General features: G+C 38.2%; 13 protein-coding genes. 9 read left to right on the top strand and 4 right to left on the bottom strand.

Going from position 1 to position 11,338, the window contains the following annotated elements:
* Positions 1 to 539 precede the first annotated feature (539 nt).
* Positions 540 to 722, top strand: coding sequence for a hypothetical protein (locus AC2JBO_RS37535; RefSeq protein WP_496958726.1), 183 nt, complete (start codon positions 540 to 542; stop codon positions 720 to 722).
* Positions 723 to 1,287: 565 nt separating this feature from the next.
* Here AC2JBO_RS37535 and AC2JBO_RS37530 read toward each other — a convergent pair.
* Positions 1,288 to 1,554, bottom strand: a complete 267-nt coding sequence (locus AC2JBO_RS37530; protein WP_496958725.1) for a hypothetical protein — start codon at positions 1,552 to 1,554, stop codon at positions 1,288 to 1,290.
* A gap of 290 nt (positions 1,555 to 1,844) precedes the next feature.
* On the opposite strand from AC2JBO_RS37530, the gene AC2JBO_RS37525 reads away from it, so the two are divergent.
* Positions 1,845 to 2,003 carry a hypothetical protein gene (locus tag AC2JBO_RS37525; RefSeq protein ID WP_496958724.1) on the top strand — a complete coding sequence of 53 codons (159 nt, stop codon included), beginning with the start codon at positions 1,845 to 1,847 and terminating at the stop codon, positions 2,001 to 2,003.
* A 185-nt stretch (positions 2,004 to 2,188) separates the two neighbouring features.
* Positions 2,189 to 2,845, top strand: a complete 657-nt coding sequence (locus AC2JBO_RS37520; protein WP_496958723.1) for a DUF3854 domain-containing protein — start codon at positions 2,189 to 2,191, stop codon at positions 2,843 to 2,845.
* A gap of 501 nt (positions 2,846 to 3,346) precedes the next feature.
* Here AC2JBO_RS37520 and AC2JBO_RS37515 read toward each other — a convergent pair.
* The 3 genes from AC2JBO_RS37515 to AC2JBO_RS37505 all read right to left on the bottom strand — a co-directional run bounded on the left by AC2JBO_RS37515 (position 3,347) and on the right by AC2JBO_RS37505 (position 6,237).
* Positions 3,347 to 5,290: a ThiF family adenylyltransferase gene (locus tag AC2JBO_RS37515; RefSeq protein WP_496958722.1), complete on the bottom strand. Its 1,944-nt coding sequence runs from the start codon at positions 5,288 to 5,290 to the stop codon at positions 3,347 to 3,349.
* 78 nt (positions 5,291 to 5,368) lie between these two features.
* Positions 5,369 to 5,908, bottom strand: coding sequence for a hypothetical protein (locus AC2JBO_RS37510; RefSeq protein WP_496958721.1), 540 nt, complete (start codon positions 5,906 to 5,908; stop codon positions 5,369 to 5,371).
* A gap of 29 nt (positions 5,909 to 5,937) precedes the next feature.
* Entirely contained in the window at positions 5,938 to 6,237 is a 300-nt protein-coding gene (locus AC2JBO_RS37505) for a hypothetical protein (protein ID WP_496958720.1), read from the bottom strand.
* 665 nt (positions 6,238 to 6,902) lie between these two features.
* Between AC2JBO_RS37505 and AC2JBO_RS37500 the strand changes: the two genes are divergently transcribed.
* The 6 genes from AC2JBO_RS37500 to AC2JBO_RS37475 all read left to right on the top strand — a co-directional run.
* Complete coding sequence (locus AC2JBO_RS37500) at positions 6,903 to 7,043, top strand: hypothetical protein (RefSeq protein WP_496958719.1); 141 nt, start codon at positions 6,903 to 6,905, stop codon at positions 7,041 to 7,043.
* A 74-nt stretch (positions 7,044 to 7,117) separates the two neighbouring features.
* A complete protein-coding gene (locus AC2JBO_RS37495; protein ID WP_496958718.1) occupies positions 7,118 to 7,294 on the top strand; it encodes a hypothetical protein in 177 nt (58 codons plus the stop codon).
* 349 nt (positions 7,295 to 7,643) lie between these two features.
* On the top strand, positions 7,644 to 7,823 hold the full coding sequence (locus AC2JBO_RS37490) for a hypothetical protein (RefSeq protein WP_496958717.1): 180 nt from the start codon (positions 7,644 to 7,646) through the stop codon (positions 7,821 to 7,823).
* Between the two features lie 348 nt (positions 7,824 to 8,171).
* A complete protein-coding gene (locus AC2JBO_RS37485) occupies positions 8,172 to 10,289 on the top strand; it encodes an NB-ARC domain-containing protein (RefSeq protein ID WP_496958716.1) in 2,118 nt (705 codons plus the stop codon).
* A 13-nt stretch (positions 10,290 to 10,302) separates the two neighbouring features.
* Positions 10,303 to 10,641 (top strand): hypothetical protein, encoded by a 339-nt coding sequence (locus AC2JBO_RS37480; protein ID WP_496958715.1) that lies wholly within the window; start codon positions 10,303 to 10,305, stop codon positions 10,639 to 10,641.
* 193 nt (positions 10,642 to 10,834) lie between these two features.
* Positions 10,835 to 11,338, top strand: a 504-nt coding sequence (locus AC2JBO_RS37475) for a hypothetical protein (protein ID WP_496958714.1), incomplete at its 3' end; no start/stop codon positions are given.

The following is an 11,338-nucleotide window of genomic DNA, read 5'->3' as shown; positions in this document are numbered from 1 at the left end:
AGGGTTTAAAGACTTGCCTTTATTCCTTAGCGTACAATTTTCCCGTTTTGGCACGTTCCTGCCTTTATCTGCATGTTTTAGCCAGTTATCTGCATTCCAAAAAAACTGTCTATATAGCTTTTTTATTAAATTGATAGTTCTTTCTAGCATAATCTTATATTCACCCCTAAAATTTGAAAAAATAGTTTGATATAGTATTTTGTGTATGAACACACTATCTTGAATGAGCCTGATTTCTTATAAAAATTTAAACGGCTAGTCTAAAACACTTGTATTAATTAAACTTGAAATAAAATACCTTGGCTTTCCCAGAAAAAGAGTCAATTTGATATTCCATTATCATTCTTGTTTAACAAATATTTTTTACATAGTGTCTTTTCTCATAATAGACATTAACTTATAACACATCTTCAGTAAATATACTAAACATTATTTTGGAAAAATATAAATATAGTAAATATATCGATGCTTTTAATATTTTTGATTGTTTATGGTTAGATAAAAGCCAAACAATAAACCAAATTTTCAGGAATTGATTTATGTCTAAAAATAATAAAATTGGTGAAGTAAAAACACCGTCTGGTTCTACATATTATCCTGTCTACTGGGATAAAAGTACTGGTAAAGTATACGTTGCTAGTGAGTATGCTGGTACAGCTTCATCTGAGAGTGAAGCTTTGCGTAAAGCAGATTACTATGCTAGTACCTTAAGAACTAGCTGAAGTAAAACAAGGCTAAAAGGTACTTAGCTTAAATATTTATAATTGCGATTTATTTTGGATAACCCATTTTTATGGTTTCAAAATAAATCGCAATTACGTATATTCCGATTTTGCTATCACTCTTCAATTTTATATTTAACTCTAAATAATTTTAATATAATTATTTACTAAAAATTTTTATTCAGCATTAGTAAATATACTGTTTTATCAGAAGTCGATATTATTCAAATTTCTAGTTATTTATAACTTATTGGGACTAACCCGAAACAAATATGAAGGTGGTATACTTTTTTTGGAAATTTTTATAACTATTTTTACAGCAGAGCATTTTCTGAAAGCATTACCCCTCATATCGAACTCACGTAGAATAATCGTTTGAGCGTCTTAATTTCCAAAACTACAGTAATAAGAGACTCAAGTTCCATCTACATAATACATAAATACTATATAAATGAGTCTCATCGCGTGTAATAAGGGGCAAATACAGCGTAAGTGGCATGGGGTTTGGTAGCTTCCCTTTCATAGAAACGTAGAAGACTTGATATACAAGCGCTTACCTCAGCCATTATCTTCTTTTTTCTGCATCTGTTAATAGTCTCTCTTTCCAATTACCCGTATTTTTATCAAGGATATAAGCTGCTAAATTACTATTATCGCGATTGCGGATTAATATATTCCAATTTCCTTCTCTATCTTCAAAAGCATGATGGTGAACATTTTCAGGATTATTGGAAACTGGTTCCATTGTTACACCTCTCGAACCAAGGTCAACCAATTTGATAGTTATAACATCACCACTGGGCATCCTAAATTGAACGTTTGTGGAAGCCATATCTTTTTCAAAAAACTACTTTTTAGGTTTTATGCGATTTTAAAGATTATGAGTGTGATAATAATCACTATTCTCATCTGCGTAAAATCACTTTGCTAATTATCTGTCAACCAACTAACTGCATAAGTAGAATCATTCACCCATTAGAATATTGATAAAGCCGCAGCCGCAATCTATTGCGCCTTCAGTAATAAAAAGCGGAATCGCCGAGAAACGCTAACTACACGCAAAAGCTTATCAAACATATTAAAGATGCTGCTAATTCTGTGTGGGCACTGGGACTTTAAGCGATGCTGACGGAAGAAGGCTCGCGAGTAGAAAACTTCTCTGCAGGCAGAGGGCGAGATATAAAAGTTAGGACTTCCACAGGTAGCTTCATAAAAGTTAAACGCGGTAATCTCCGACTCTGGTTAGACATTGATGCTGTAGAACCAATTGAAGGATTTTAGGAGGGCGCCGCTTTCTTGAATAAAAAACCCAGCCTATTAGTTAGAGACTGGCCGCTTTTCTTATACCAATGAAGAGCAAAAATTTGTAACCGTTCACGGGGGGGTAAGGATTGACGAAAAAGCCTCAAGGCTTTGTTCGGTAAGCTTTTTAGCTAATTTAGTACTTTACACAAACGTGCCTAAAGTTGTTACCAATTCATCCAGATAACCCGAATTATTGGAATGATATAGAAGCACTTAAAAAGCTTTGCTATCAAATTAACGGACATCCTTGTTTACTAGCAACAGAGGGATTTTTCAAAGCAATATGTGGATGTGCCAACGATATCCCCACTATTGCATTGCTCGGTGTAGAAATGGGTCTAACTCCTGCATCGGATGACCCGCAAGGGAAACGTTACACTGTACCAACTGTAGAAAGGTTTGCTCTGGCTGGGTTTGGGTTTATTATCCCCTTTGATGCTGACAGCATTACCAACAAAAATGTAATAGAAGCGCAACGCAAACTAGCATACCAATTACTAAAATTTAAAGTACCAGTTTACATAGCAACTGGCTTGTGGACAGTTGATCAAGGTAAGGGCATGGACGATTATATTCAGGCTAACGGAGCAGACGACTTTAGGCGCCAGATATTGAGTAAAGCTGTAGACTTTGAAGTATGGGAACAACAATTTAGAGAAGACAATGAACAAAACAAACGCCTCTCTGAAAGCTTTTTTTCTGCACAGCTAGTTGAAAAGTACCGCCCCCAGCTAGCTTGGCACGTAGAAAATAAAGCTTGGTACTGGTACGAAGCAGAAGAAAAACTCGGTATATGGCGTAACGGGAAAACGGAGTAATTAGGAGCAATTCTAATAATTCCGGGTCATGCCCAGACTCAGCGTAGAACTGTTCCTTCTACGTTAGGGATAAAACCCTTTTAGTCCGCTTGCAGGTCAAGACTCAATGAGGTTAGCCAGTCTCAAGCGTCGGTCAAGGATGAAAACGATTTTTCCCATTGTTGTTGAACCGAAGACTATTGACAAGCCTACAGGCAGTGTTGAGGCCAACTTTACCCAGAAATGGAGACTAGTCACAACCATGACTACCAATTTAATTTTCGTACTTGATAGTGATAAAAAACCATTAACTATGTGTACCGCCGGACTAGCAAGGAAACTCTTGGATAGTAAAAACGACTTACTTAAAACCTACTGAGAGCGTACTGAATACCAACTCGTTCAGCTTCTTTTTCTGAGGAAGCCTTTCCTCCTAACTCGCTGGCTATTTATCCTACTTTATGGACGGTTTTGTAGCCGAGTCAGGGAGGTAACTTCAAGCTCAGGCATTGAGCTTGAAGGCTATTGGTTCAATGCATTTTGTCGAATATCACTTAAAGAGGGACCGCGTAGTGGTGTGGTGCGTGGGTCTTGGCGATGATCTTTACTGCCACAGATGGGACAAATATCCCGACTCTTCGCAGTTAGCCAAACGCTCTGATAAGCATTCTGTCCTGGGGTATTGTCAAACAAATCAGGGTAGAACCAATAATTGGGAACCATTGAAAGGGTAAGGTAGTTAAATCCTTCATCAAGTGCTGGATTTAAAAATTCCTTAAGCTTAGTTTTAGCATCATCAGGTAACAGCAGCGACAAAGCCATTTTAACTGCTGTACTGGTAACATGATGAATATCTACTGCTAAAGCTACTTCACCCATAAGCCTACCTGTACCGTAGTCTATATCACTACTTACTTGTCCTTTTCCCAGATTCTGTTCAACTTCTTGATGGCGATGGTTGGTAACGCAAAGATAACATGGTGTCTTCTCAGGAATTGTGAAAATTACCTCTCCTCCTTCGGCGCCTTCGTACAGTCCTACGTATAGTGCAGGCTTGTGGTGAAAGTAAGCAAATCTGTTAAGAGTTAGCTGTGCAGCAGGATCATCAGTAGTACCTACTACTAAGTCGGCTTGCTGCACCAATAAGCCAAATTCTGCAACTTCAAATTCTGATAAGCTCTTAGAATGAATTGTTAGTTCTAGCAGTGGATTAATGTTTAGTAGCCGCCGCGCTAGTGCCTCAACTTTGGGACGACCTACATCGATAAGGTCATAAGTGGTGCGACAAAGATTTTCCGTCTCAACTATTTCAGGGTCAATCAGCGTAACAGCACCAACACCACTACGAACAAGCTGTTCAGCAAAGTAAGAACCAACAGAACCCGTTCCTGCTATCAAAACTCGTTTCGCAGTAATGTGCTGAGTTAAAAGTCCTTGACTACGAGCGAATAGTGCTTGTTGCACCTCAGTAGCGGCGGTTTGAGGATCGGAACTCGAATAGTAGCCAGTCCAGCCAGCCAGTTTGGCACGATTCTCGTCTGTGGTGAGTATAGCCTTTCCTGGCGGGCGAAACCCCTTCTGGTAAGGACCATTACCTGGCTCAATAATACTCTTGACCGCTTCTAAAAGACGCTCTGAGGCTGGAGTTGTCAATGACCAAGGAATTTTAACTTCTTCGGTATCTCCCCCATCTAGTGTTACCAATAGGGTGGGTGGTGTGACTGGATGTGAGTGGCTGAGTAAGAAAAGAAGTTCCAAGTTACCGTTAAAAACAACCCTCGCAGTTGGAGTGGGGGTTTCCTCTATATCTTCCACAGAGATTTTTGGAGGTGTATTGCTACCAAAGATCTGACAAATACGTTCTAGTTCTTGTTGCAGATGTATTTGCCAATGCCCTTCTCTTTGCGTTTGGTTTCCTAACATTTGCTTCAACTCCGTTTGAGATATTTTCTTGACGGGTAGGCATTCCACGCGAGGTCTACCTTTTTCTGTACGATAAGCGACATAGCACGAAATTTTCGCCTGATCGAGAGATAATTCATGATCACGCAACTGCTTTTTATAACGCTCCATAGTGACTATGGGAGCTACGAAGTAGGGCATATGAGGATTGATATCCAGACCTTTCTGAAAAGCAGCTTCATCAGTACTAGAAGGACAGTCAAATCCACCAGGATGCGAGTGAATAACTCCTTTAAACTCCAAACCCTCCTCACGCTCCAACTGCTGCACACGGGTAGTTATCAAACTGGAAGGAAAATAGCTGGCTCCACTGGTTTGTGCTTGTTCATCCAACAAAAAGTGTGTAATAATTGATTGCCCCACTGGTCCTAAGAGCGCCCCTCCTCGTTCGGGAGGATGGTCAGCGATCTCAGCCTGAATCTTTTGCGTGGCTGTATCAAGGATATGTAAGAACATAGTTAACCAAGATTGAATATGAGGTAAGTTGCTAAGTAGTAAGTACATAGCAACTAGTTGCTTATCTGCTCCTGCCTACTGAATAATTGCTAATACAAGGTGGTGAGTAGACGATTGCTCCCGTACTTAATTGTTGTTGGAGAAGGGAAATTTTCCACCACCAAGGACAAAGCTGAAGCCATTTGCCCAAATCACTGATTTAGCATAAGCTCCTTCTAAGGTAGGGAGTCCACCCTCACTTCCAAAACAAATGTTGCCATCTTTAAACAGATGAGCATCGTGTGTGCCGTATTTACCCTCAACCTCTGGGTACACAAGCTTCACTTGGTAGAGGCTGCCATCATGGTAGATGAACAAGGTATACTGGTCGTTCAATGTACTAGTGATGCTGTAAAGCCAACCAGTAACGCTATCGCAGGTTATTTCTTTAGTGTTCCTAGGGAGCTTTTGACGAACGACCAGTCTATCCCTATTAATGTCATAAGCAAAGGTTTTTTGAGGCACCTGGGAAAGAACACGTAGTTCCCTGAGTGTAGGGTTTAGTATGATGTTACCTTGATTGTCAACATGAACTTGTTTACTGATATTTGCTGGAAAGTCTATATCTCTATCCTGACTTTCTTGTATACGTTTTCTTAATTGATTCAAATCAACTTGATTAGACATGGTTCTATCCTTATTTGTTAGTTTTAACTTTATACTCCACAATTTGCTGCAAGTCGTGATACGAGATAAAGGCTACGGTTGTTGATATCACTATCGTTCAACAACTCATTTTCAGAAACTTCTTCATAAGCAGCTGGTATATTTGCAATACAAGACGCAACAGCACGATGAACGCCATTAACCACCACGTACAATCCGTTAATTTTCCTAACCTGAATTGGCGGAAAGCAGTAATAAGCATTAGATTGTAGCTCTTTAAGCATTTGAGAGACTTTATATTTATCTACGTCATGAATAGAGTGCATATTCCCTGTATAAGTACTTGGCATTTAATCCTCCAAAGTTATTTCTCGTGTTTAACCATTTCGACGTGCAATCGCCAGCCAAAATCTGAGATGTTGATTAGATGAGCCGATTAACCTCATCCAAGCAAAACCCAAAAGCTATCTCATTGAACATTGAAATGATAGTATCTGCTGTCAACCATTTGTTCCGAAAGCTTCTATCAAGAACAGCCTATTGCATCATTATTGCCTTAATTACGATGACTTTTCGTCAGAAACTTGACTGTGCCTATGAAATTAATAAGCACAAAATTCTCCACAAAAAACTTTTATTCATATACAAAATTATGAGGTAAAATCGGCTTGTATTTACTCTAAACAGTACTGTTCATACGAACGCACACCCTAAATAGTAAGTAGGGCGCTAATAATTTAAAAACTACCAAATATTTAGTTCTTAAATGTCTTTCTATATATTTAACTTAGTTTTGATTTAAGTGGTATTACTTATTTCACAAAAAACAATATCTTTACAAATAACTTACGGAAATGGCACAAGCTACGGCGCGACTGTGCCAATGGCGTGAGTCCTCTTTACAAATAGGGTTACCGCACCTTAAAGTGTCACAATAAACATTGATTGTTAGGCAAGTATGGAGTATTAGCATCGAAGCAGAAAACCGAGTGTCACTATACCTAAAAGATTTTATTTGCTAAATGTGGGCAGTTGGCGCCAGCCAAAAGAAGAGGCTAATGATGTGCTAGTATTAGAGCTTGCTCCCGAACCTAAAATAACATCACAAGCTATTGCATCTTCACCCTTATGGGGTGCAATTAATAATGATGTTTGATAGTTGTAGTAATGGTCGATATTTATTAGTATTTACCACGGTCTTATTTTAATGTGGAAGCTGGTAAGTTATTTTTGCCAGCCTGCACTAGCGATTTAGTTATTATCAATGGCAAGATTGCTTTGGGCAGATGGTTTGGTCAGGGTAGTGCTGAAGATGGTCTTTATGAGTTCGACCCAGTTAGTGGACAGATTAAGAAACAGTTGCTTCATGTGCCTGATATATCTGGAGTAATAGCACCACAGCAATAGACATCCAATCTTTTTTCAAGCATTTAAGAACCATGAGCTTTATATAAATTATGTTCTAGAAGGATTAAAATTAAGAAACGAATTTACAGAAGATTTAATAGATAAGGATTTAGTAGAATATTTTGAACTTTGGAGAGAAAATTATATAGTACCTTTACCAGATTGGGAGGAAATATATTTAATATATCTTGAAAATACAAATCAAAAATTAGATTTTCAAGAAGATGATGAAGATGATGAAGAAGCAAGAATATCTGCTGCATATGAGTTTATAGATGAGTTTATTCGGTATGAATATTTTATAACGAAGGTAAACAAATTAAACCGGAGTGCCAATTCCGAAGTCTTAATGCTCTTGAAGTGTCTCAGAATAGCTCGGCGCCTGGGATTAAATGCAAAAACACTTTTAAAGGAACGTGAAAACCTAACCACCAAGGAGTTTATCAGCTATACCCGCAGCCGTGACCCGCGTCCAGTAGGTTGGGAGTGGAAAGAAACAGACGGACTGTATCATCCAGTACCACAGTAAAATAGTAAAGTTAAAATATCTTCATTAATCAAAGAGAGAATCACGCCTACATGTAAACACCCGCAGGAGTCTCAACACCCAGAAAGAAGATTTTAGTTATGCTTATATATACGCTGTTGCTAGTAGTATGGGTTACTAAATTCAATCAGGCACACGTAGATTAGACGACAGCGGCATCGACACTACAATTACCGTACTAGGTAAAATCAACTTTCAAGCATCGAGAATCAGTATTCTCCAAAATGCTGGGTAACACTCTGGTTCTATGTAACCTACTTATTATAGTTACTAGGTAAGTATGCTGCTATAGTATGACTAACTGTAAATCAGAAAACGAATAAATTACGCATGGATATTGAGCAGCTGAAAAAGCTACTTGCCGAGACTGAAAATCCAAAACTTGAATTTAAAAGTCAGTGGTATTGCGGTACCGAGCAACTTGATGACAAAGGGTGGGGTGAATTCTTAAAAGACATAATTGCCCTGGCAAATGGGAATGTAGGATATGTAGGACAAACTGCCTACTTAATAATTGGCGCCTCTGATACAGACCCGGAACCAAATCATCTGAGGGATACATACCATGTAGATAATTGTGGAATGCTATCCAATATACAGAAGCTTCGCGAAACCACGTTAAGGAAACTACGTGAAACCTGTAGTCCATCTCTTTCTGACATTAAAACTTACTTCTTAAACTTAGAGAAAAATAAAAAATTACTAATATTTGAAATCCCATCTCCTATTGATATATTAAAGTTAGACCGTGATTTAAATACCAGGGGATTAAAGTTTAAAAAGGGTACAGTTTTACTTCGTATTGGTCAAGACATTGCCGTTGCAGACCCAACAGATATAATCAATTTGAAGAAAGAGTATGCTTCGCGGTATAACAACAGTAGAGAAATAAATAAGAAAATATTGCATAACTTACCTCAACCTGATTACATCAATTTTGTAGGTAGGAAAGAAGAACTGGAACAAATAAGAAAACTTCTTCACCCTCAAGATAGAATCTGGACTATCGTTATAGATGGAATAGGTGGTATTGGGAAATCGGCGTTAGCATTAGAGATAGCTCATCGTTACAAGTCGGAATACGAATTTCTTCCTGAAGAAGAACGATTTGATGCAATAATTTGGGTTTCAGCAAAGACCTCATCTCTGACTACAGAAGGAATTAAAACCAGATATCAAGTAACTAATACTATTAGTGATATCTACAAGGAAATTTATGTAGTCTTAGGAAACAATGAGATTAATCTAAATAACATTAACGACCAAAACTTACTTATCAAAAGAGCTTTAACCCAACAAAGAACATTACTTATTATAGATAATTTTGAAACAATAGATGATGAGCGTGTAAATTCATTTATCAGAGAACTTCAAAACCCTACAAAATCAATTGTTACCACACGGCATCGTATAGATATTGCAGACCCAATACGCTTGTCTGCTATGCCTCGTGAGGATGCAATTAATTTAATCAAGCAAGAATGTAAGAAAAAGGATGTGCAATTAAAAGAGGAGCAAGCGGAACTTTTATATAAAAGAACAGCAGGGGTTCCACTCGCAGTAGTTTGGAGCATTGCTCAAATTAGTCATCATGGATTTGGTATAGATAAAGTATTAAAACGTTTAGGTGATGCAAAGGGAGATATAGCCCGATTTTGTTTTGAGGGCGCCGTACAACAAATCATGCAGGAACCTGCTTATAAGCTACTTGTTTGTATTTCATTATCAACAAGAAGCGATTTAAACAGAGAAACTATCGGTTATATATCCGACACATCCGAGCTAGACCGCGACGAAGGATTAGCAACACTTGAAAGACTATCACTAGTTAACAGAAGAACTAGCCGAAACATGAACATACCAGCAAGTTATTTTAGTGTGTTGTCACTAGTAAAAGAATATCTCTTCCATGATCAACCAAATTTATCATTTGAAGATTTAAAACTAATAATTTTAAGAATAACTAATCGTTATCCTCCGGAAGGAGCAAGTGCCGTTGCACTTATTAATAGTTTATTTAAACCTGATACGATTGCTGCTTTGAAAGAAGAGATTACCAATATAGTAGTTCATCAAATGTGGGAATGGGATAGTCATTTTGATGAGTTGGGAGTTGATTATTGCATAGTAGCTTTAGAACAATTAGCAACTCATGAAGCAATTAAAAATATAAAAGCAATCGCGCTTAATTCAAATATTATTTTCTATCAATCTGGCGGAGAGTGGATATACGTAGGTGCTGTTAATGTTTTAAAAAACTTAGGAAGAGTAAAAGAGTTAATAGAGTTTGTAGTGGCAGAGAAAAAGATTAACGGTTTAATTTTTGATGCTCTTAAAACATTCCAACTATCTGATGTCGTCGCAGAAATTGACAAATTGATAGAATCTTCAAGTGATGAGCAAATTATAATTTTGCAACAGTTAAAAGATAGAGTCTCCAGTACTTAATGGGCGCCTGTATATGAGTTTCTTTCTTGTGAACAGTGGGGCTGTTATTAAACCGCTTCCAAATTTAGAAAAGCCCGCCTTACAAGGAACGGGACAACAACCAGCAATTAATTTAGAGGAATTAACCAAACAAGTAGAATTTACCAACCAGCGGTACCACGAATACAAAGGTAATCGCGCCGAGCGTCGGAGATACCAAGAGATTATTAGTTGGGCTAAACGCACTCCGGGTGTATTTGTTACAGAATCAGGAATATCACTCGAACCATCTTTACTACAAGAAAATTTGAAACAACCATCGGAGGTGCCTCAACATGACATCTCAACAACACACTTGTGTTTGAATTTGTAGTTACTATCTCAAAAAATTAAATTTTTGGGATAGTAAACAGGCGCCGACCCAGAACTTCCCCAACTGCTCATAAAAACAGCACCAGCACATGTAACCATATATCTGTACTATAATTACCTCTATGAGGACTTGTATTTAATACGGGCGCCAGTAAACCTTAAAATCAGCATGTAGATATCAAAACAGATATCAAATGACTGAACAAAAAGCACCTACAAGTGAGATGATTCGAGTTCCTACTGTACTAATACCTGTAGTAAGGGAACTATCGAGGCTGCATCGAGAAGGGCATACAATAGCACTACTACAAGTGTTAGAGGATGTAATTATCGAGTTTGATAGCAATTCAGATATCGACTTGGCGCCAAGTAGTAAATCTGTTGAGAAGTTAGAGGAGCATCTAAATAAAATCGAATCGCAATTTACTTTGAAGCTGGACGCAATGACAAAAGCTCTCGAACAACTTGCCCGCACGGGCGCCTCAAACAAAGGTAACTCGCAGGCACGTCGTTCTAGTTCGTACAATCCTCACCACCAGCCAACCCTTGAACTAGGGTCATTCACCCATGAAAACCTAGCAAAGCGCCTGGGCTTAAATGCAAAAACTCTCTTAAAGGAGCGTCAAAATCTAACCACCCTTGAGTTTATCAGTTATACCCGCAGCCGCGACCCCCGTCCAGTTGGGTGGGAGTGGAAG

The sequence above is a fragment of the Calothrix sp. CBUCES-K 9914 genome (assembly GCF_059640475.1).
This window is presented reverse-complemented; position numbering and strand designations above follow the sequence as displayed.

Excerpts from the sequence above, each read along its gene's own strand:
- AC2JBO_RS37485 (WP_496958716.1), top strand. The coding sequence starts at position 8,172 with ATGGATATTGAGCAGCTGAAAAAGCTACTTGCCGAGACTGAAAATCCA.
- AC2JBO_RS37535 (WP_496958726.1), top strand. The coding sequence starts at position 540 with ATGTCTAAAAATAATAAAATTGGTGAAGTAAAAACACCGTCTGGTTCT.
- AC2JBO_RS37515 (WP_496958722.1), bottom strand. The coding sequence starts at position 5,290 with ATGTACTTACTACTTAGCAACTTACCTCATATTCAATCTTGGTTAACT.
- AC2JBO_RS37530 (WP_496958725.1), bottom strand. The coding sequence starts at position 1,554 with ATGGCTTCCACAAACGTTCAATTTAGGATGCCCAGTGGTGATGTTATA.
- AC2JBO_RS37525 (WP_496958724.1), top strand. The coding sequence starts at position 1,845 with ATGCTGACGGAAGAAGGCTCGCGAGTAGAAAACTTCTCTGCAGGCAGA.
- AC2JBO_RS37480 (WP_496958715.1), top strand. The coding sequence starts at position 10,303 with ATGAGTTTCTTTCTTGTGAACAGTGGGGCTGTTATTAAACCGCTTCCA.
- AC2JBO_RS37505 (WP_496958720.1), bottom strand. The coding sequence starts at position 6,237 with ATGCCAAGTACTTATACAGGGAATATGCACTCTATTCATGACGTAGAT.
- AC2JBO_RS37490 (WP_496958717.1), top strand. The coding sequence starts at position 7,644 with ATGCTCTTGAAGTGTCTCAGAATAGCTCGGCGCCTGGGATTAAATGCA.
- AC2JBO_RS37510 (WP_496958721.1), bottom strand. The coding sequence starts at position 5,908 with ATGTCTAATCAAGTTGATTTGAATCAATTAAGAAAACGTATACAAGAA.